Raw genomic sequence first — 21,113 nt, 5'->3', positions numbered from 1 at the left:
GGCGGCCGGCCCTTCGGCGGTCAGTCCTTGTACTCGGCGATCTGGATCAGGTTGCCGCAGGTGTCGTCGAGGATCGCGGTGGTGACCGGGCCCATGTCGGCCGGCGGCTGGGTGAAGCGGACGCCGAGGGCGCTCAGGCGGGCGAACTCGGCGTGGACGTCGTCGACGGCGAAGGAGTTCACCGGGATGCCGTCGGCGGCGAGCGCGTCCTGGTAGGCCTTGGCCGCGGGGTGCTGGTTGGGCTCCAGGACCAGCTCGACGCCGTCGGGATCGTCCGGCGACACCACGGTCAGCCAGCTGTGTCCGCCCAGCGGGACCTCGGTCTTCTTCAGGAAGCCGAGCACGTCGGTGTAGAAGCGCAGCGCCTTGTCCTGGTCGTCGACGAAGACGCTGGTCAGGTTGATCCTCATGGGGTGCTCTCCGGGGTGTCGGTCCTGAGCCACCGGCTCATGACGCGTTCGAGCGGCTCGGTGTTCAGGTCGTGGAATTTGTACCGGCCCTCGCGCCGGGTCCTGACCAGGCCCGCGGCCTCGAGGACCGCGAGGTGCTGGCTCACCCCCTGCCGGGAGATCGCCACGCCGTGCCTGGTCGCCAGGCGCGCGCAGATCTCGAAGAGGGACTGCCCGTCCCGCTCCGCCAGCCCGTCGAGGATGAGCCGGCGGGTGGGATCGGCCAGCGCCTTGAACACATCGTCCGCCACGACGCCACCATAGGCAAGCACCGACTTGCCTATCAAGTGGATCACAGGCCTCGCGACCCGTCGGCGGGCGGCGGCCCCGCCTCCCGGTTCGCGGCCCCGCCTCCCGGTTCGCGGCCCGTCGGACCGGGCCGCGGCCCCGCGTCCGTCAGGGGTCCTTGCGGCCCGTCGGGGGCCGGCGGCTGCCCGCCCGGTACGGGGTCGGCCAGGGCGCGGCCGGGCCCTCGTAACCCTGTTCGGCGGCGGCGTGCAGGGTCCAGTGCGGGTCGTAGAGGTGCGGGCGGGCCAGGGCGCACAGGTCGGCGCGGCCGGCGAGGAGCAGCGAGTTCACGTCGTCCCACGAGGAGATGGCGCCCACCGCGATGACCGGGATCCCGAGCGCCGAGCGGATCCGGTCGGCGTACGGGGTCTGGTAGGAGCGGCCGAACTCGGGGCGCTCGTCGGGCACGACCTGGCCCGTGGAGACGTCGAGGGCGTCGGCGCCGTGCGCCGCGAAGGCGCGGGCGATCTCGACGGCGTCGTCGGCGGTGGTGCCGCCCTCGGCCCAGTCGGTGGCGGAGATCCGGACGGTCATGGGCCGGTCGGCCGGCCAGGCCTCCCGCACCGCGTCGAAGACCTCGAGCGGATAGCGCAGCCGGCCGGCGAGGTCGCCGCCGTAGGCGTCGGTGCGGTGGTTGGTGAGCGGCGAGAGGAAGCCGGAGAGCAGATAGCCGTGGGCGCAGTGGAGTTCGAGCAGGTCGAAGCCGGCCCGGGCGGCCCGCCGTGCGGCGGCGGTGAACTCTTCCCGTACGGCGGCGAGTCCGGCCCGGTCGAGGGCGTGCGGGGTCTGGTTGACGCCGGGCCGGTACGGGAGCGGGGAGGCGGCGACGAGGGGCCAGTTGCCGTCGGGCAGCGGCTGGTCGATGCCCTCCCACATGCGCCGGGTGGAACCCTTGCGGCCGGAGTGGCCGAGCTGGACGCCGATCGCGGTGCCGGGGCTCTGCGCGTGGACGAAGGCGGTGATCCGGGCCCAGGCCTCGGCCTGCGCGTCGGTCCACAGGCCGGTGCAGCCGGGGGTGATCCGGCCCCGGTCGCTGACGCAGACCATCTCGGTCATGACCAGGCCGGCGCCGCCGAGGGCGCGGGCGCCGAGGTGGACGAGGTGGAAGTCGCCGGGGACGCCGTCCTCCGCCACGTACATGTCCATCGGCGAGACGACGACCCGATTGCGCAGGTTCAGGCCGCCGAGCCGGAAGGGCGTGAACATGGGCGGGGTGCCGGGCGGGCAGCCGAACTCGGTCTCGACGGCGGAGGTGAACGCCGGGTCGCGCAGGCGCAGGTTGTCGTGGGTGACCCGGCGGCTGCGGGTGAGCAGGTTGAACGCGAACTGGCGTGGCGGCCGGTCGAGTTGTCCGGCGAGCTCCTCGAACCAGCGCAGGCTCGCGGCGGCGGCGCGCTGGGTGGACTCGACGACCGGGCGGCGCTCGGCCTCGTAGGCGGCCAGCGCCTCGGGGAGGTCGCCGGGGTGGGCGTCGACCTGGGCGGCGAGGGCGACGGCGTCCTCGACGGCGAGCTTGGTGCCGGAGCCGATGGAGAAGTGCGCGGTGTGGGCGGCGTCGCCGAGGAGCACCGTGTTGCCGTGCGACCAGCGGGCGTTGACGACGGTGCGGAAGGCGGTCCAGGCGGAGTTGTTGGAGCGCAGGGCGCGGCCGTGCAGGGCGTCGGCGAAGATCTTGGCGCAGCGGGCGGCGGACTCGGCCTCGTCGAGCTCGTCGAAGCCGGCGGCCCTCCAGACCTCTTCGCGCATCTCGACGATGACCGTGGAGGAGCCCGCGTGACTCTGCTGCCCGGAGGGCCTCGTCGAGGGGAATGCCGAAGGGAACGGGGTCTCCCCTGCCCGAGCGGAGCCGAGAGCCTGGGGAAGGTCGGGGGACGGGTGGGCGTAGGGGTAGGCGTGGAGCTGCATCACGCCGTGCTCGGTCTCCGCGATCTCGAAGCGGAAGGCGTCGAGGGCGAAGTCGGCGGCGAGCCAGATGTAGCGGCAGCGATGGGTGGTGAGGGTCGGCCGGAAGGTCTCGGCGTGCGCCTCGCGGGTGCGGCTGTGCACGCCGTCGGCGGCGACCACCAGGTCGTGGGAGGCGGCGAGTTCGGCGGCGGGCGGGGCCTCGGCGCAGAAGCGGAGCCGTACGCCCAGCTCGGCGCAGCGGGCGTGCAGGAGCTCCAGGAGCCGGCGGCGGCCCAGGGCGGCGAAGCCGTGGCCGGTGGAGGTCAGGAGGTGGCCGCGGTGGGCGATGTGGATGTCGTCCCAGCGGACGAGTTCGCGGCGCAGGGCCGCGTACACGTCGGGGTCGGCGTCGGCGATGCCGCCGAGGGTCTCGTCGGACAGGACGACGCCGAAGCCGAAGGTGTCGGTGGGGGCGTTCCGCTCCCAGACGGTGACCTCCCGGTCCGGGTCGCCGCGTTTGAGCAGCGCGGCGGCGTAGAGCCCGCCGGGGCCGCCGCCGATGACGGCGACGCGCAGGGGCTCCGGGGAGGTTCGGCCCGGTGCGGCGGCCACGGTCACCGCCCCCGCCATTTCGCGGGGCGTTTCTCGGTGAAGGCGGCGTGGAACTCGGCGTAGTCCTCGCCGTGCATGAGCAGGGCCTGGGTGGCGGCGTCCATCTCGACGGAGGCGGCGAGCGGCATGTCGAGCTCGGCGGTGAGCAGGGCCTTGGTCTGGGCGTGGGCGAGGGCGGGACCTTCGGACAGCCGGCGGGCCAGGGCGGCGGCGCGGGCGTCGGCGGCGCCTTCCTCGGTGAGCTCGCTGATCAGGCCGATCCGCTCGGCCTCGGCGGCGCCGACGGGGTCGCCGAGCATCAGCAGTCGGGTGGCGTGGCCGAGGCCGACGACCCGCGGCAGGAGGTAGGCGGCGCCCATGTCGCCGCCGGAGAGTCCGACGCGGGTGAAGAGGAAGGCGAAGCGGGCGGTGGGGTCGGCGACCCGGAAGTCGGCGGCGAGGGCGAGCACCGCCCCGGCGCCGGCGGCGACTCCGTGGACGGCGGCGACGACCGGGAAGGGGCATTCGCGCAGGGCGCGGACGGTCTGGCCGGTCATCCGGTTGAAGTCGAGGAGCTGAGCGGTGTCCATGGAGAGGGTGGCGCCGATGATCTCGTCGACGTCGCCGCCGGAGCAGAAGCCGCGGCCCTCGCCGCCGAGCACCAGGGCGCGGACGGCCCGCTCGCGGGACAGCTCGGCGAGCAGGTCGCGCAGGTCGGCGTAGGCACCGAAGGTGAGGGCGTTCAGCTTCTCGGGGCGGGCGAGGGTGATCGTGGCGACCCCGTCGTCGACGGTGAGGCGCAGATGGCGCCAGCGTTCGGTCCGGGTGGCGGAGCCGGTGAAGGGGCTCATTCGGGAGGACCTCCCTGTTGTGTGCACGTACCGGTACGGCAGCACCTTCAGGAGGGTATCACTCTTGTGTGACTGTCGTCACGAGTACGCGATACATGCGGCACGGAACGCGGATGCGGCAGCAGAGCACCCGGATACGTGCCGCACGGCCCGCGGAGCACCAAGGTCCCGTCCTGGAGCGGACGCAGGTCCTCGCAGATGCGGGCGACCGCCTCTGTGCCGGGATTTATGGCTCCGTAAGGTTGAAACCAGGACCGCATCTCACACCCCCACGCCCTCCCCCACACCCCCACCGAGCACGAACGGAACCCCGCCGTGTCCCCTGCCTCCGGAGTCCCCCGGCCCGCGGCCTGGCGCGTCGAGCTGCCGCACACCACGGCCGCCGTGCCGATCGCCCGCGCCCTCGTCCGCTCCGCCCTCACCGAGATCGAGGGCCCCGAACGGGCCGCCGCCGACACCGACACGGCCGAGCTGCTCACCGCCGAACTGGTCGCCAACGCCGTGAAGCACACCCCCGGCGACGGGCCGATCGAGCTGGTCGTCGAGCTGTTCCCGGCCACCGGCGGCTGCCAGATCGAGGTCCACGACCGCCGCCCGGCGGCCCAGGGAGAGCTGATCGGAACCGGGCCCGTCACGCCGGTCGACCCCTGGCAGGAGCACGGCCGCGGACTGCTGCTGATCCGCGCGCTCAGCAGCGACTGCGGTCACCGCCCCACCGCGCACGGCAAGGCGGTCTGGTTCACGCTCCCCGCGCTGCCGTCGCAGCGCCGCCGCGGTCCCGGCCCGTCGGCCGATCGGTGAAAACTCTCCGCGTCCTCGGCGAGTAATTCTCCGTCGCGCGCATTCTCGGGCGTGCTCCCCCTAGGCTCCCGACGGTTACTGGTTCACCGCCGCGCCGTCAGTGGTGGCGCCGACGATTGGGCACGAATTGACCGTCGACACTGGTGCGAAATCCGGACCGGCAGTTCTGCAGGAATCGCGGCGGAGCGTTCTGGTTCGACGTGTCGCGTCGTCGTTGCGAGGCGCGAGGCCCGCACTCCTCGGCTACCTGGCGTGCAAGGTCATGGGCATCGCCTGGCTGGCGATGAAGTCGGCCGGCAGTGACAAGCCGCTTTCCACATCGCTGGGCTACGTATGGGACGCGCAGTGGTACCTCGGCATTGCGCAGAACGGCTACGGGCACGCGGATCTCGTTCCCGGCTACGGCGGTGGCCCGGCCGGCCGATGGCAGGACCTCGCGTTCTTTCCGCTGTATCCGGGTGTCGTGCGGGCTTTCGGCGAAATCCTGCCGATGGGCGCGGTCGGTACCGCGCTGCTGATCACCTGTGTGTCCTCCTTCGTCGCGGCATGGGGGATCCACGCTCTCGGAACGGCATTGCACGGCGAGCGGGTCGGACTGCTGCTCGTCCTCCTGTGGGGTCTGCTGCCGCAGGCCTTCATCCAGTCCATGGCCTACCCGGAGGCGATGTTCACCGCGCTGTCGGCCTGGGCGCTGTACGCCCTGGTGACGCGGCGGCTGATCCCGGCGTCCCTCCTTGCCGTGGCCGCGGGCCTGACGCGCCCCCTGGGCATCGCGGTGGTGGCCGCCGTCGTCGTCACGGCGGTACTCGCTTCTCCGCGCGGGCGGCGCACGCTCGCCGCGGTCCTCATCGCGCCGCTGGGCCTGCTCGGATATGTCGTGTGGGTCGGATGGTGCATGGGGCGGCCGACGGGCTATTTCGACGTACAGCGGGACTGGAACACCCGCGTCGACTTCGGGCAGTCCGTCGTCCAGGCGGTCAACAGGGTGGCCGCCGGCCACGTGAGCGCGGTGGAGCAGGTGTCCGTGCTGATCGTGATCGCCGGCCTCGTGCTCCTGTGGACGCTCCTGAGCTCGCGTCCACCGGCAGCCGTCGTCGTCTTCACCCTGGTCCTGGTGGCCATGGCCGTGGGCGTGAGCGGGTTCGTCCAGATCAAGCCCCGTTTCCTGCTGCCCGGCTTCACCCTGCTGCTGCCCGCGGCCACCGCCCTCGCCAAGGCCAGACCGGCCTCACTGGCCGTCACGCTCGTGGCCCTGGCCGGCGTTTCGCTCACGTACGGGGCCTACTTCGTCACCTCCGGGTACACGCCGTAGCCCCGACGCGGAACGTGACGGGCCGGTGCGTCGTCCGTCAGGCCTCCTGCGCCCGGACGGCTCGGAGGCGCGCGAACTCCCACGGATCGTGCGCGGAGAAGACCTCGACCTGGTCACCGTGCTCGCGGACCAGCTCGCGCAGCCGGGCCTGGGTCCCGAGCCGCAGGTCGCGGTGGACCTCGGACCGGGTCTGGACGAGGTCCATCAGCGGGTGCGGCTCCTTCGCCGCCTCCATCTCGCGGTGGTAGTAGTACGCGTCGCCGCAGTGCAACAGCCAGCGGTCGCCGTCCCGTACGGCGACGCCGGCGTGGCCCGCGGTGTGGCCGCCCAGCGGGACCAGCCGGAACGCGGACGGCAGGCCGTCGAGCCGTACCGAAGTGAAGCCGAACCAGTCCTCGGTGGTTGACGCTTCGTCCTCGGGGTCGTACGTGACCCAGCGGGGCTCGTGCGCCCAGTGGGCCGAGCGGTAGCGGTGGCCGGGAGCGTCGGCGCGCGCGGCGGCCAGTTCGGGGGCGAGGAGGTGGACGCGGGCGCCGGGGAAGTCGGGCAGACCGCCGCAGTGGTCGACGTCGAGGTGGGTGAGGAGGATGTGGCGGACGTCGGCGGGGTCGTGACCGAGGCGGGCCACCTGCCGGACGGCCGTCTCCTCCTCGTCGAGCGCGGGCCCGGCCATGGCGATCCAGTCGGCGCCGAGGCTCGACTCCGGGTCGCGGACGTCGCCGAGGCCGAGTCCGGTCTCGACGAGGACCAGTCCGTCGGCGTCGGTCTCCACGAGGAGGCAGTGGTTGACGGCGGGCGCGGGCGCGGGCCCTTCGTAGGTGGGGTCGATCGTGCGGACCGATCCGCAGTTGAGGTGATGGATCTTCATGCCGACTAGGCTGCGACTTGAACCGCGCTTCAAGTCAAGGAGGCAGGGATGCACGCGACGCCGGAGGACTCGCGGGACGAGCCGTGGCACGAGCCGCTGCTGGACATCGCCGAGGTCGCCCGCCGTTCCGGGCTGGCGCCCTCGGCGCTGCGCTACTACGAGAAGAAGGGCCTGATCACCGCCGACGGCCGCAACGGCCTGCGTCGCACCTACCGCCCCGAGGTCCTGGAGCGCCTGGCGCTGATCACGTGCGCGCGCGGCGCGGGACTCTCGATCGCGGAGATCCACCGCTTCGTGGTGGCGCGGCCGTCGGACGCGGACCTGAGGGCCCGGATGACCGCCAGGGCCGACGACCTCGACGAACAGATCGGCCGCCTGACCCGCCTGCGCGACAGCATGCGCCACGCGTCGGTCTGCGAGCACGAACCGATCGTCGACTGCCCGGACTTCAAGCGCGCGGTCGGCAACGTGGCGTCACCGTCCACGCAGGTGTCTGGTGCCGGCGCCCGGCAAGGCACCTCCTCGTGCCTCTAAGCCGTTTCTTTCGGATCAGGGCTCAGGCGGGGTCGCCCATGGTGGCGACCATGACCGCCTTGATGGTGTGCATGCGGTTCTCGGCCTCGTCGAAGACGACCGAGTGGGCCGACTCGAAGACCTCGTCGGAGACCTCGAGTTCGGTGAGGCCGTGCCGCTCGTGGATGTCGCGGCCGACGGCGGTGCCGAGGTCGTGGAAGGCCGGCAGGCAGTGGAGGAACTTCACGTCCGGGTTGCCGGTGGCGCGGATCACGTCCATGGTCACGGCGTACGGGGCCAGGGCGGCGATGCGCTCGTCCCAGACCTCCTTGGGCTCGCCCATGGAGACCCACACGTCCGTGGCCACGAAGTCGGCGCCGCGCACGCCCTCGGCGACGTCCTCGGTGAGGGTGATCGTCGCGCCGCTGGTCTCGGCGAGGCGGTGCGCCTCGGCGACGAAGGACTCGGCCGGCCAGTACGCCTTCGGGGCGACGATGCGGACGTCCATGCCGAGCAGGGCGCCGGTGATCAGGTAGGAGTTGCCCATGTTGAAGCGGGCGTCGCCGAGGTAGGCGAAGACGATGCCGTCGAGCGGCTTGGCGCAGTGCTCGGTCATGGTGAGGACGTCGGCGAGCATCTGAGTCGGGTGCCAGTCGTCGGTCAGCCCGTTGAAGACCGGCACGCCGGCGAAGGCCGCCAGCTCCTCCACGGCGGTCTGGCTGTCACCGCGGTACTCGATCCCGTCGAACATCCGGCCGAGCACCCGGGCGGTGTCCTTGACCGACTCCTTGTGGCCGATCTGCGAGCCGGCCGGGTCGAGGTAGGTCGTCGAGGCGCCCTGGTCGGCGGCGGCGACCTCGAAGGCGCAGCGGGTCCGGGTCGAGGTCTTCTCGAAGATCAGCGCGATGTTCCGGCCGCGCAGCCGCTGCACCTCCGTGCCCGCCTTCTTGGCCGCCTTGAGCTCGGCGGCCAGGTCCACCAGGCCGCGGAACTCCTCGGCGGTGAAGTCCAGCTCCTTGAGGAAGTGGCGGCCGGTGAGGTCGGTGGCCATGAGGCCCTCCTGGGGGTGGGTACGGTCGGGGACGGGACGCCCGGGACGAGACCCTTGGAAGTATACGTAATTCCGAATTCTTATACAGCCCCCCGCCCCCTGTGGCCGCTCTGCGGCCCGCCACGGCGCTCCCTGGCCCGTCCCTTTATCTCCCTCTACACCGCCTCGCGCTCCACCGGACAGCTCATGCAGCGCGGGCCGCCCCTCCCCCGGCCCAGCTCGCTCCCGGGGATCTCGATCACCTCGATGCCCTGCTTGCGCAGGTGGGTGTTGGTCGTGACGTTGCGCTCGTACGCCACGACGACGCCCGGCTCCACCGACAGCACGTTGCAGCCGTCGTCCCACTGCTCCCGCTCCGCCGCGTGGACGTCCTGCGTGGCGGTGAGGACCCGGATGTCCTGGAGCCCGAGCGCCGCGGCGATGGCGCTGTGCATCTGCTCCGGCGGATGGTCGGTGACCCGCAGGGACTGGCCCTCGTCGCCCGGCTCGATCGTGTACGAGCGGAGCATGCCGAGTCCCGCGTACTGGGTGAAGGTGTCCGCGTCCACCATCGTCATCACCGTGTCCAGGTGCATGAAGGCGCGGCTCTTCGGCATGTCGAGGGCGACGATGGTGCGCGCCGAGCCCGCCGCGAACAGGCCCCGGGCCAGCATCTCCACGGCCTGCGGGGTGGTGCGCTCGCTCATGCCGATGAGGACGGCACCGTTGCCGATCACCAGCACGTCACCGCCCTCGATCGTCGACGGGTAGTCGGACTGCCCCTGCGACCAGTGGTGGAAGACGCCCGCCTCCGCGCCGGTGAACAGCGGGTGGTGCCGGTAGATCGCCTCGAAGTGCACGGTCTCGCGCTGCCGGGCCGGCCAGCGCATCGCGTTGATCGACACCCCGTCGTAGATCCAGGCGGAGGTGTCCCGGGTGAACAGGTGGTTCGGCAGCGGGCCGAGCACGAAGTCGTCGAGGTCGAGGGCGTGGAACCGCACCGAGGTCGGCTCGCGGTGGCCCGCGAGGAACTCCCGCTTCGTCATTCCGCCGACCAGCGCCTCCGCCAGCGCCTCGGCGTCCATCGAGTCGAAGGCCGCGCGGAGGTGGTCGGCGGCGAGCGGTCCGTACTCCTTCTCGTGGAAGACCCGTTCGAGCACCAGCTTGCGGGCCGCGGGCAGTTCCAGGGTCTCGCGCAGGAGGTCGCCGAAGAGGTGCACCGCCACCCCGCGGTCACGGAGCACGTCGGCGAAGCCGTCGTGCTCCTGCCGGGCGCGGCGCACCCACAGCACGTCGTCGAAGAGGAGGGTGTCCTTGTTGGTCGGGGTGAGCCGCTTCAGCTCCAGATCCGGGCGGTGCAGGATGACGCGGCGCAGCCGCCCGGTCTCGGAATCGACATGGAATCCCATGCACCCATCCTGGCGGAGCGGAGCGGCGCGCGCGTGGTTCTCGGCGTGTCCCGTCAGGCCGACGCGACGATGACGACGACCAGGGTCACGAGCAGGACGAGGACGGTGCCGAGGAGGGCGAAGGTCAGCCACCCGTCCTTGGCGTGCCCCGAGCCCGACGGGGCGGCGGGCACGGTCGTACGGGTCGTGGGCCCGTCGTCGGGACGGCGGGGGTCGGGGGCGGGACGGGACGGGGCCGGGATGCGGGCGCCCCCGTCCGAGGTGGGGCGGGTGGCTTCCGGGCGGGGGTGTTCGCGGCCCGGGGCGCGCTGGGGCTGAGCGCCCGCGAGGTGGTGGGGGTCGTGACTCGGGGCGCGCTGCGGCTGGGGGCCGGCGGAGCGGGGAGCGGGGCCCGCGGGGTACGGGGGCTGGGTGCCCGTGGCGCCGTGGGGCTCGCGGGCCGGGGCGCCATGGGGCTCTCGGGCCGCGGCGCCATGGGGCTCGCGGGCGGGGGCGCGTTGCGGTCGGGGGCTCCCCGGCCGGGCGGGCTCGGGGCCTGCCGCCGTGGGGCGGCGGCCCTCCGGGAGGGCGGCGAGGACGAGTTCGCGCCACACGGGTTCCGGGAGCCCGGAGCCACCGGCGACGATCGCACGGAACGCCGCCTGCATCGCCGGATCCGTCGTCGTCGCGAACCGGATGAGCACCTCTGCGAGCCTGGCCGGCGCCGCCTCGTCGGCGTTCCTGCCGGTGAGCAGCGGGCGGACCGCCCACTCGTGCAGGTCGGCCGCGTCGGCGGCGCGCCGCTCGGGGGCGACCCGTTCCTCGGGATGGCGGCGGATGACGAAGTACTCCTCGTCGATCACCAGGTCGCACAGCTCGCGCCTGAGCGGGCGGTCCCATCGGCGGATCCTGCGGCGGATCTCGGCGACCAGGAGCATCGTGACGCCGCGCGGGCGGCGCTCCCGGAGCGCGGCCAGCAGCTCCCCGTTCGTCGCCCGGGCCGCGGCGCCCCGGACGTCGTCGGGTACCCAGGACCGCGCGAGCCGCTCCTCCAGACCGCTGTGGCCCCGTAGGGTCCGCCGTCCGCCGCCCCCGGGCCCGCGCCGGTTCCGCACCGGTCCGCCCAGGACGGAGCCCAGGCCGCCCCGCCCGGACTGCTGTCCGCCTCCCTCGGGCCGGGCCGCCGCCGCGGAGCCGTACGGGCTGGGGCCCACCGCCTCGGTGACGTGCCCGTCCCAGCGGTCGTCCGGCTCCGCGGGCGGTGCGGCCTCCTCGGGCCGGGGCGCATGGCCGCGGCCGGCAGGTCCGCCGCCCAGCACCGGCGACCGGCCGGCGGAACCCGAGGAGCCCGGCGAACCCGAGGAGCCCGACGAGCCCGGGAAGCCCGAGGGGCCCGAGGAGCCCGAGGGCCGGGCCCCCGGCGCGCCGGGGGCAGCGGGACGGTCGCGGTCACGGTCACGCTCCCTTTCGCCGCTCCTGCCGCGGTCGTGGTCCAGGTCGCCGAGCGCCGTTCGGGCCAGGGCCAGCAGGGAGGCGTCGGGGTGCCGGCGATGGGCGGCGCGGAGCGCCAGGCCCACCGCGTATCTGCGGCTCTCGTCGTCCGCCACGTCCCGCAGGTGGTGGGCCACGAGCCCGGCGGCGACCGACTCCGCCTCGTCGCCGAGGCGTTCGCGCGGATCGGACCGCCGCCGGTCCGTGTTGCGGCTGGCCGCGCCCGCCCAGCGGCCGACGAACACGAAGCGCAGGTCGGGGAGTTCGGCCGTGTCGTGGGTGGCGAAGGTCCATCGCGGGACGACGACCTCGCCGAACAGCCCGTGGAGACCCCACAGCACGGGCAGTGCCGAGTCGCCCCGCTCGTCCAGGAAGGTGAAGCGGTCGCGCGGCCGGCGCAACAACTCGGCCGTCGCGCCCACGAGTTCGTCCTCGGCTCGGGCGAGCCGGAAGTCCAGGGCGTGCAGTCCGTCGTCCGTCGCGTCCACCAGCGCCTCTTCGCGCACGCGTGGCAGCGGCCCGCGCACCCGGGCGAGCGGCAGGCCCGCGCCCTCCCAGGTCCAGTCGTGCAGACCGAGGCAGACCGTCGGCTCAAGGACCTCGGCGTGGCCGACGAGGGCATGGCAGATGGTGGAGGCGCCGCCGCCCGGGTCGGTCCAGGGGATGCGGCGTATCAGCATGGCCCTCGTCCGGCCCTGCAGCCGGATCAGGGCGGGCCGCACCTCCTCGCCGCTCGCCCGCAACGCCGTTCTCGCCCTGCGGAACATCGCCTCCGCCTCGTCCCGCCCACCCGACCAGGCGACGGGCCCGAAGCCGGTGGTGCCGGAGTCGTTCGCGCCGTCCCAGCGGAACACGATCTGGTCGACCCGTTCGACGGCGCCGCCGTCCGGCGGCGTCGGTCGTCCCGTCGGTCGTCCCGTCGGAGCCATCGGTCACTCCCTTCCTCGAAGCAGCCCGCACGCGGCGAAGACGGACAGCAGGGGTGCGAGCACCCGGCGCGGCCGGGCACCGTGCGGGAAGCGGTCGCCGCGGGCCTGCCCGCCGGTCGCGGCGACGAAGTGCAGGGTGCAGCGGGCGCAGTCGTCGAAGGGCCGCAGCCACGCGGGGCTCGCGTGGTGGTCCAGGAAGGCGTAGGCGTCCCGGCTCTCCGCCCTCTCGGCCGCCGCGTCGTAACGGGGCGGCAGCGCCCGCCCCAGCCAGCGGTCGACGGCCGGGTCGAAGCGCACCAGGTCGCTCTTGTTGACGGCCAGCGCGGCGGGCGCCGCGACATAGCCGTCGGCGGTCCGGGGCAGCCGGTTGAGGACGGTGGTGAACGCCTCGTCGCCGAGGTCGCGGCGCGGCAGCCCGTAGCGCGCGCGGACCGGGTCGAGCGCCGGTGTCCGCAGCGCGCGCAGCGGGTCGAGCACGAACACGAAGGCGTCCACGCCCATCAGGAAGCTGGTCACCGGCCCGTCCTGGGCGAGGTCCTCGCCCGCGAGGTCGAAGAAGACGACGGGGCGCGCGGTGCGGCCCGGAGCGGAGACGAGGAGTCCGTCGGCGAAGCGCGCGAAGGTCTGCTGACCGGTGCGGCCCAGCTGTCTGCCCTGCTGGAGGCTCTGGACCCGCTCGCGCAGATAGGTGCGGTGGGCCTCGGGGTTGAGGGGCAGGCACTTCAGCCCGTACGGCTCGAGGCCGCCGAGCTCGACCTCGCCGAGCATCGCGGCCATGAGGTGGGTCTTGCCGACGGCGGAGCTGCCGACGAACGCGATGGAGAGCGGTTCGCCGTGGGTGAGGTAGGGGACGGGCAGTTCGTGCGCCTCGTCGCCCTCGCCGGTGTGCGGGCACAGGTGGTAGGCGGTGCGCAGCAGGTCCTGGCGGTGGCCGGGGCGGTGCTCGGTGGACAGGTCGAGCGGGATGCGGTTGCCCTTGGCGTCGATGGTGACGAGCAGGTTCTCGTCGTACGTGACGGGAAGCAGGCAGTGCGGGCACATCCGCCCTGGTGGCGAGGGCGGCCCGAGGGTCCCGGAGTCCGTGGCACCCCGGCCTGCGGCGGCCGGCCCGTCGGGCGGGTCGCCGAAGAGCAGGGCGCGCAGGCCGCGCCGCTGGGGCGGCGGATCCGCCGGGTCGGGGCGGTCGTCGTCGTACGGCGCCGGGACGGCGGCCCTGCGGGCGAGTTCGGCGTCGTAGCGGGCCCGTCCCGCGGCGAGCGGGTCGGCGGTGCCGACGGCGTGGGCGAGCGGGTCCGGCAGCCGCAGCAGCCGCAGCAGCTCGGCGGGCGCGGGCCGGGCGGCGGCGGTCGCCGCGAAGAGTCCGCTCTGGGCGAGCGCGGCGAGCCGCCGGTACTGCCCCAGGTCCTCCGGCGGACCGTCGGCCCGGTCGGCGCGGCCTGGCGGGCCGGGATGGCCGGAGAGCAGGAGGTACGCGATCCGGGCGAGCGACCAGAGGTCGTCGCGGGTGTCGGCGGTGCCGCGGCCCGCCCGCTGCTCCGGGGAGGCCCAGGGCGCGGTGCCGAAGGGCTCGCGGGCCTCGCCCGCGCGCAGCGCCGCGTACGGTTCGGACAGCCGTACGTGGCTGCCGTCCCACCGTACGGTGTCGGGTGCGAGCGCCCGGTGGACCAGACCCACCTCGTCCAGGAGCCTTACCGCCAGCGCGAGTTGCCCGACGATCCGCTGCTGCTCGTCGCCGCCGAGGCGGGGCAGGCAGTCGGTGAGCGGCGCTCCGGCGGCGCGCCGGTAGAGCACGAAGGGCTCGGCGCAGTCGAGGTCGAAGCCGACGACCCGGGTGAACAGCTCGGCGAACTTCTCGCCGCCGTAACGCCGTTCGACGGCGACGGCGGCGGACACCTCCCGTTCGAGGCGGGTGTACGCGTGCGGGTCGGCCTGGGCGGAGAGCGGCAGCCGGAACTGCGTGACGGGCCAGCCCGCGCCCAGGGTGACCTGGCGCGTCCTCAGCTGGGGCCGGCCCGCGGGTCGGGCGTCCTCGCCGTAGCGGACGGCGAAGCGGACCGGTTCCTCCTGCGGGGTGAGGAACTCCAGCTCCTCGTGGGCTCCTTCGGGTTCGCGAGCGGGTGGGGGCGGTACGGGGTCGGTCTGCCGGTCGGCGGTCATGGTGCTCCGTCCTCCTCTGCCAGGACCGTGTGCACGACGTCCGCGCGCAGCGGTACGAGGCGCAGCACGCCCGCGTGCCGGCCGGCGTCGGTCCACACCACGTCCTCGGCGGTGCCCCGCCAGATGTCGTCGCCGGTGGTGCCGCGGCGCATGGTCTCGGGCACGAAGCGGACCCGGCGGACGGCTCCGGGCTCGTGGGAGAGCAGCCGCAGGTGTTCGGGCCCGCACAGCGGGACGGTCAGGCGCGTGTCGTCGTCCGCGGCGAGCAGCCTGGCCACACCGTCCGGTGCGACGCCGGTGAGCCGGGCCGCGTCGGGCCGTTCGCCGCGCTCCCGCCCGGGCGGCGGGGAGGCGGCGGCGTCCCGTTCCAGCCGGACGCGGGTCTCGTCGAGCAGCGCGGTCATGGGCGCGTCCAGGGGCAGTCGTCCGGCGTTGCCGGGGTCGCGTTCGACGCCGGCCCAGCAGCCGTCGAGGATCGCGGAGACGCCCTCGACCAGGTCGGTCACCAGGGTGTCGACCAGGGCCGGTCCCCCGTCGCCGTAGCGCCGCTCCAGCCAGCGCGGCACGGCGGCCGGGGCGGAAGCGGTGGCGGCGGAGGCGGTCGAGGCGGAGGCCGGGCCGGCGGGTGCCGTGGGGCGTGGCTCCTCCCCGCCCGGCCAGGCGGCGCCGTCCTGCCAGGCGTCCGGTCCGGGACGGGGTTCCGGTCCAGGGCGGGTGCCCGGGCCCTGGCGCGCGTCGGCACCCGGCCAGGCGTCGCCGCCCGGCGTCGCGTCCGCGTCGGGCCAGACCTCGCGGCCGGGCCACGTACCGCCGTCCTGTGACAGGTCCGGTCCTGGTGGGATGCCCGGCCCTGACCCTGGTTGCCGTCCTGACCGCGCGTCAGCGCCATGCCAGGGGTGGCGGCCGGACCATGCGGCGTCGCCCCTCGACGCGTCCGCCCCCGACCGCGCTTCCGCCCCCGCGTGCGCGTCCGCGCCCGGCCAGGCGTGCTGGTCGGGCCACACGACGCCGGCGCCGGCGCCGTCGAGGGGGTCGCCGCCGTCGGACCAGTCGTCCCAGTCCCAGTCGCCGGCCCTGCCCGCGCCACCGGCCCGGCCGGTCCCGCCGGGGCCGCCCGCGCCGCTCGTGCCGTACGGATCCGGGTTCCCGTACGGGTCGGGCACGGCCGGGCCTGCGTACGCGTCGGCGGTCGCGGCGAGACCGCGGAGCAGCCTGGCCACCGCGCCGGCGCCGTCCGAGCAGTGGTGGCGCACGTCGGCGAAGAGCCAGTCGTGCACGGCGGCCGTGACGAGCAGTGCGTGGATCTCGTCGAGGGCGCGCCCGGCGTCCTCGGGATCCGCACGCTCCCACCAGTCGTCCACGCCGAGGGTCCAGTCCCGCAGGGCGAGCAGCACGACGGCGGCGACCGCGACGGCCAGGGCGGTCGCGGCGGCCCAGAGCGGCGGGCCGAGGGCCTGGCCGACGGCCGCGCCGGCGCATCCGCCGACGAGGCCGCCGACGAGCCGTGGCCCCGAGCCCGTACTGCCTCCGCCGTCGAGGCGGCCGTCGGGCGAGCGGTTGGGGCGGCGGCGCAGCATCAGCAGCGCGAGAGCGGCGGCGAGCAGGCCGACGGCGGGGCCGAACGCCCAGCCGGCGCCCGGCCAGAGGCCCGCGAGCAGCGCCAGGACGCCGGTCACGAGAGCGGCGAGGAGCCGCGGGCCGCCGGCCCGGAACGGGTACCGGGCATCGAGTCTGGCGAGCCGGTCGGGTCCGCAGACGGCGTCGAGGGTGGCGCGCCGGGCGGCGCTGCCCGCCGGGGCGGAGCGGGCGGCGAGGGCCGCGAGCCGGGCCGCGACCGAACGCAGCGGCAGGCGGCGGCCGATCAGTTCCTGGGTGTGGTCGCGCAGGGCGGGGACGATGCCGGTGCGGGTGATCTCCCTGGGCATCTCGGGGAGCTGGATGCCACGGTCGGCGAGGAGTCCGCGCTCCTCGACGCTCGGCCGGGTGCCGCCGGCGAGGGCGAAGGCGTCGGCGACGGTGCCGCGGAACTCCCGCAGGGCGCCCGCGAGGCGTTCGATGTCCCCGGGCAGATCGGTGTCCCGGCCCGCCGTGGTGAGCAGCCCGGCCGGTCCCCGTACCCGCGCGTACCCGTCGAGGGCGTCGTCGAGGGCGCGGCGGCAGGCGAGCAGCCGGGAACCGGCCCGGCCGTGCGCGGGCAGCCAGTCGTGTCCGGAGAGCGAGCCCGGCACCGCCTCGTCGAGGAGCAGGGCGAGTTCGCCGGGGACGGTGCCGGCGGTCGCGGCGACCGGGACGTCGGGGCCGGTCAGCGCCTCGACGGCCTGCCGCCAGGCGCGGGCACGGGCCTCGTCGCTGAGGTCGTGCTCCAGGATGCGCACGGCGGGCACGGCGACGCCGCCCGCGACCCGGGCGAGGGCCCGCAGCACGGCGTCGAACACCTCGGGCGTGGCCAGCACTTCGACCAGCGGGCGCAGGGCGGCGGCGTCCGGGCCTCGGAAGCCGTCGAGGAGCCACAGCACGCCGGCGGCGGGGGGCCGCAGGGTGAGGGTGCGGCGCAGGTTCCGCTCGCCGGGCGCGCCGACGGCCAGGCACACCACGTGGGCGGGGCCGTAGGAGGAGAGCCGCTCGTGGAGGAGCTGGTGGCCGACGAGCCGGTCGGCGTCGTCGACGACGAGGAAGCGCCGCTCGTCGGCGGCCTGCGGGACGGCGAGTGCGCGGCGGACCGCGTCCTCGGCGGCGTGGTGGTCCTCGGGGTCGTACGCCTCGGCGCGCAGGTCGAGGCAGACGGCGTGGCCCGGCGCCGGCTGTTCGGGGACGACGCGTGGGCTCACTCCTCCTCACCGTCCAGGTCCCACGGGTAGCCGCCGTCCATGGGCTCGGGCGAGGCGTCGGTGACGGGTGAGGCGTCGGTCAGAGGAGAGGCGTCGGTCACGGGTGTGGCGTCGGTGAAGGGCAAGGCGTCTGTGAAGGGCGAGGCATCGGTGAGGGGCGAGGCGTCGCTCACGGGCTCGGGTACGGCCCGCGGCGGGGCCGGGGCCGCTGCGGGCGCGGCGAGCGCAGGGGGCGCGGCGGGCGCGGCGGGCGCGGGGATGAACGGGGTGGCCGGGGCGGCGGGTTCGGCGTACGCCGCCGGGGTGGTGGGCGGATGCGCGTCCGGGACCGGAGGAGCCGGCACCGCGCCGTGGCCCGACGGACCGTGGCCCGCGGGACCACGCCCTGCCGGACCGTGGCCCGGCCGACCGTGACCCGACGGGCCATGGCCTCCGGGTCCGTCGGGCGCCGGGGCGTGGCGCTCGTACAGTGCCCGCAGCGTCGGCCGCGTGGGCCGGCCCGCGCCCGCGAAGCGCATCTCGAGCGCCGCCGGGTAGGTGACCTCCCAGAAGTCCCGCAGGGGTGCCAGCCATTCGGCGTCCTCCTCCGCGTACTCCAGGGTCAGCTCGTCGAGCAGCGCCCGCTGCCGCGGCGCGATCTTCTCGACGAAGCGGACGAAGAGCGGCGAGGGTCCGACGGGCGTGTGGGCGAGTCCCTTCGGCAGGGCCTGCATCAGCCGGCCGCAGAACTCCTCGATGATCTGGCCCTCGTCGAGCAGCGCCCACCGCTCGTACGCCCGGAGCAGTCCCGCCCAGCTGGAGAGCGCGCCGTCGAAGTCCTCCAGGCGGAGCGACATGGTCGCGGACTCGCCCTCCTGGAGCCGGATGCGCACCAGGTGGGGCGACTCGTCGGGGCCTTCGGTGTGGATGTGGCCGTTCCACATCGCGCACAGCAGCCGGTGCAGGATGCGCCGCCGGTCTTCCTCGGTGGAGACCAGCCAGTCGTCCTGGTGGCCGAGCCGCTGCCGCCAGTGCAGGAAGTCCTCCTGGCCGCCGGAGTCCCGGGCCTCGGCCCAGAGGCTCAGGACGTTGCGGACCTCGGAGATGTCGGTGAGGTTCATGCCGCTGCGGAACAGGACCACGGTGATCGACTCGGTGTCGACGGCCCGGTACTCCTGGGCGGCGCGCGGCGGCAGGTTGAGCTCCTGGCGCAGGTAGTCGGAGGCCCGGCCGTCGGACTCGCTCGCCGGGTGCACGATGAGGATCTTCAGGGGGCCGCCGCCGTCCGGCGTGAAGCCGACCGGGAGCAGTCCGGCGAGCGCGGCGCGGAACTGGTCGAGCCAGCGCCCGTCGACCTTCGACTCGGCGGACTCGTCACCGGCGGCGGCGCGCAGCAGCAGGCCCATCGAGGGCAGCAGGGGGCGGGCGAACCGGTCGTCGTTGGCCTCGCCGAACAGCTTCTTCACGCGCCGCTCGACGACCTGCTTGATCTCCTTGACGGCGGCGCCGGGCGAGCGGCGCACGGCGTCCAGCGCGCTGCGCCACTCCTCGGGCCGGACGAGCCGCTCCAGCAGGCCGGCGGCGTCGGTGTTCTCCGGCAGGCCCTCGCTCTGCACGAGCCGGTCGAGGACGTCGTCGTAGAAGGCGCGCAGGCTGTTCTGGGGCGGCAGGAGGTAGGAGACGCCGGTGCGGTCGTCGCGGTACAGCTCGCGCCGCCGGTCGGCGAAGAGCTTGGCCTCGTCCTGCTCGTGTGCGCGCAGTCCCTTGGCGAGCTCGCCGAGCTCGTGGAGGACCTTGGTGAGCGGGGGCCGCCACTGCGCCTCGCCGGCCTGCCAGGCCCGGTGCCACAGGACCCTGGCGCGCCACTGGTACCAGGCCTCCTGGCGGGCGAGCGCGTCCTGCACGTCCGGGTCGCTCCACTTGGCCGGTACGAGGCCGCCGGCGCCGCGCCTGACGTGCGGGATGGCCGGGGCCGAGGTCTGCACCTCGGGGGGCCGCCCGGGGTCGTTGCGCCGGTTGTCGAGCATGCCGGTGAAGCCGGCGGCGGCGACCCGGTCCGTGTGGCCGGGATGCCCGTTCAGGACGGCCTCGACGCGGAACGGGCTGATGACGCCGAGCAGTTCGCGCACCGCCGTGCCGGGCTTGAAGTCCTCGGTGAGCCGGGGCACCTCGCGGGAGAGGTCCGCCTCCAGGCGGCGCAGGGCGTCCTCCATGTCGCCGAGGCGGTTGCGCAGCTCCTGGGTGATCGCGTTCTTGCCCTTGGGCAGCTGCTCGGGCAGCGGCACGTCGGGGGCCTCGCGGTTCCACAGCCGTCCGATGCCGGAGCGGGCGAACATGTCCTGGACGAGCTGCTTGTCCTCGGGCCGGTGGCGGCGTGCCTTCTCGCCGAGGCCGCGGACGGCCTGCGCGAGGAGCCGGGCGGCGACTATCTCGGCGAGGTCGTCGACGGGCACGGTGAGGGAGGCGGCGAGGCTGGTGGACATGCCGCGGTAGCCGATGCCGGTGCGGGCCGGGGTGGAGCGTTCGACGCTCTTGTTGATGAAGCTGGCGGCGAAGGACTGGTAGTCGTCCTCGGAGCGTCCGGCGCCGGTGTCCTCGCTGAGCTCGGTGCCGATCAGCGACATCACCATGGCGGTGATGGAACGGCGCAGGTCCTCGGTGCCGATGACGGCGGGCTTGGAGAAGAGGAAGGCGGTCTGGACCGTGGAGGGCCGCAGGGCGACCACGCCGTCGACCGGGTAGTGGACGCTGATCCGGCCGCGCTGTTCGACGTCGCCGACCTCCTGGAGGGCGTCGGGCACGTTCTGGTCGTCGACGAGCCGGGAGAGGTCCACGAGGGCGCGGGCGGCGTTGAGTTCGGCCTCGCGTCCGCCGCCCGCCTCGGGCGGGAAGGCGGAGGGCATGACGACCAGCGGATAGATCTTGACTCCGGGCACCTTGCCCTTGCGGAACTCGTGCCCGATGAGGTGGATGAAGTCGTAGAAGATGCCGGCGCCGGTGCCGCCGGCCACGGAGAACGCGACGAAGACGTCGCAGCCGCGGATGCGGCTGCCGCCCACGCGCTGGAGGTCGCCGGCCGCGTTCCCGATGGCGCCGATGGCCTCGCGCAGCTGGCGCAGGACCGGTTCGAGGCCGGAGCGCATGGTCGCGAAGAGCGCGGCACGGCCCACGGTGGGCAGCTGGCCCGCGCCGTTGTGGAGCGGGGCGACGCGCGGCTGGCGGGCCTGCGGCGGCAGCCACAGCCGGGTCTCCTCGTGGAGCGCGACCCGCAGCATGCGGGTGACCTCGGGCGAGGAGTCGTAGTCGGTGGGCAGCAGGTCGCGGACCATGCGGGAGGTACGGGCGAACGCGGCGCTCTCGGCGCCCTTGGCCCGGAACTGGGGCTGGCGGGTCAGCTCCGCCTCGCTGAAGTCCGCGTACACGAACTGCAGGCAGTCGGGCAGCTGGAAGGGCAGCCGCCGGCCGCCGTCGACGAGTTCGGTGCCGTCGGGGCCGCACAGCTCGCGGCGCAGGCTGCGTTCGAGCTCGCTGCCGATGCGGCCGCCGGTGCCGCCGAGGCCCACGAACAGCATGGGCTGGTAGATCTTCATGTCGTCTCCCCTGAGGGCCCCGAGGACCCTTCTCCGTTCGTGCGTGGGGCGGTGGTGCGTGGGGTGTCGGTGCGTGCGATGTCGGTGCTCCAGCCGTCGGGGCCGTGGTGGTGCGGCCGCGCTGGTGCGGGGGCTGGTGCGGCCGTGGCGGTGCGGGCCGCGGC

Annotated in this window: 14 protein-coding genes; 3 read left to right on the top strand and 11 right to left on the bottom strand. The window is 74.6% G+C overall.

Features of this window, described 5'->3' with window-relative positions:
- Positions 1 to 20: 20 nt before the first annotated feature.
- From ACFVGS_RS27605 to ACFVGS_RS27590, 4 genes are all read right to left on the bottom strand, one after another.
- Positions 21 to 410: a VOC family protein gene (locus tag ACFVGS_RS27605; RefSeq protein WP_385694200.1), complete on the bottom strand. Its 390-nt coding sequence runs from the start codon at positions 408 to 410 to the stop codon at positions 21 to 23.
- Complete coding sequence (locus ACFVGS_RS27600; protein WP_384420171.1) at positions 407 to 700, bottom strand: ArsR/SmtB family transcription factor; 294 nt, start codon at positions 698 to 700, stop codon at positions 407 to 409. Before ACFVGS_RS27600 ends, ACFVGS_RS27605 begins: the two co-directional genes overlap by 4 nt.
- Before the next feature lie 145 nt (positions 701 to 845).
- Positions 846 to 3,251 (bottom strand): FAD-dependent monooxygenase, encoded by a 2,406-nt coding sequence (locus ACFVGS_RS27595; RefSeq protein WP_384420174.1) that lies wholly within the window; start codon positions 3,249 to 3,251, stop codon positions 846 to 848.
- The gene (locus ACFVGS_RS27590) at positions 3,236 to 4,063 is read right to left on the bottom strand and encodes an enoyl-CoA hydratase family protein (protein ID WP_385694195.1); all 828 of its coding nucleotides are present in this window, start codon (positions 4,061 to 4,063) and stop codon (positions 3,236 to 3,238) included. The genes ACFVGS_RS27595 and ACFVGS_RS27590 overlap by 16 nt, the downstream gene beginning before the upstream one ends.
- 315 nt (positions 4,064 to 4,378) lie before the next feature.
- Between ACFVGS_RS27590 and ACFVGS_RS27585 the strand changes: the two genes are divergently transcribed.
- Entirely contained in the window at positions 4,379 to 4,864 is a 486-nt protein-coding gene (locus tag ACFVGS_RS27585; RefSeq protein WP_384420181.1) for an ATP-binding protein, read from the top strand.
- 127 nt (positions 4,865 to 4,991) lie between these two features.
- On the top strand, positions 4,992 to 6,176 hold the full coding sequence (locus ACFVGS_RS27580; protein WP_385694192.1) for a hypothetical protein: 1,185 nt from the start codon (positions 4,992 to 4,994) through the stop codon (positions 6,174 to 6,176).
- 37 nt (positions 6,177 to 6,213) lie between these two features.
- On the opposite strand, the gene ACFVGS_RS27575 is transcribed toward ACFVGS_RS27580, so the two are convergent.
- Entirely contained in the window at positions 6,214 to 7,044 is an 831-nt protein-coding gene (locus ACFVGS_RS27575; protein WP_385694190.1) for an MBL fold metallo-hydrolase, read from the bottom strand.
- 48 nt (positions 7,045 to 7,092) lie between these two features.
- Here ACFVGS_RS27575 and ACFVGS_RS27570 point away from each other — a divergent pair, with 48 nt between their 5' ends.
- Entirely contained in the window at positions 7,093 to 7,578 is a 486-nt protein-coding gene (locus ACFVGS_RS27570; RefSeq protein WP_384420190.1) for a MerR family transcriptional regulator, read from the top strand.
- Between the two features lie 22 nt (positions 7,579 to 7,600).
- Here ACFVGS_RS27570 and argF read toward each other — a convergent pair whose 3' ends face one another.
- The 6 genes from argF to ACFVGS_RS27540 form a co-directional block, all read right to left on the bottom strand.
- Entirely contained in the window at positions 7,601 to 8,608 is a 1,008-nt protein-coding gene (gene argF / locus ACFVGS_RS27565) for an ornithine carbamoyltransferase (protein WP_384420193.1), read from the bottom strand.
- A gap of 155 nt (positions 8,609 to 8,763) precedes the next feature.
- Positions 8,764 to 9,996: an arginine deiminase gene (locus tag ACFVGS_RS27560; RefSeq protein WP_384420196.1), complete on the bottom strand. Its 1,233-nt coding sequence runs from the start codon at positions 9,994 to 9,996 to the stop codon at positions 8,764 to 8,766.
- Between the two features lie 53 nt (positions 9,997 to 10,049).
- On the bottom strand, positions 10,050 to 12,395 hold the full coding sequence (locus ACFVGS_RS27555) for a hypothetical protein (protein WP_385694187.1): 2,346 nt from the start codon (positions 12,393 to 12,395) through the stop codon (positions 10,050 to 10,052).
- Positions 12,396 to 12,398: 3 nt separating this feature from the next.
- Positions 12,399 to 14,552 carry a hypothetical protein gene (locus tag ACFVGS_RS27550; RefSeq protein WP_385694185.1) on the bottom strand — a complete coding sequence of 718 codons (2,154 nt, stop codon included), beginning with the start codon at positions 14,550 to 14,552 and terminating at the stop codon, positions 12,399 to 12,401.
- Positions 14,549 to 17,380: a hypothetical protein gene (locus tag ACFVGS_RS27545; protein WP_385694182.1), complete on the bottom strand. Its 2,832-nt coding sequence runs from the start codon at positions 17,378 to 17,380 to the stop codon at positions 14,549 to 14,551. The genes ACFVGS_RS27550 and ACFVGS_RS27545 overlap by 4 nt, the downstream gene beginning before the upstream one ends.
- Positions 17,377 to 20,949 (bottom strand): tubulin-like doman-containing protein, encoded by a 3,573-nt coding sequence (locus ACFVGS_RS27540; RefSeq protein ID WP_385694180.1) that lies wholly within the window; start codon positions 20,947 to 20,949, stop codon positions 17,377 to 17,379. Before ACFVGS_RS27540 ends, ACFVGS_RS27545 begins: the two co-directional genes overlap by 4 nt.
- Positions 20,950 to 21,113: the final 164 nt, after the last annotated feature.

This window comes from Streptomyces sp. NPDC127114 (assembly GCF_042677525.1).
GTDB lineage: Bacteria > Actinomycetota > Actinomycetes > Streptomycetales > Streptomycetaceae > Streptomyces.
Note: the sequence above shows the minus strand (reverse complement) of the source record. Positions and strands in the feature narration are given on the sequence as shown.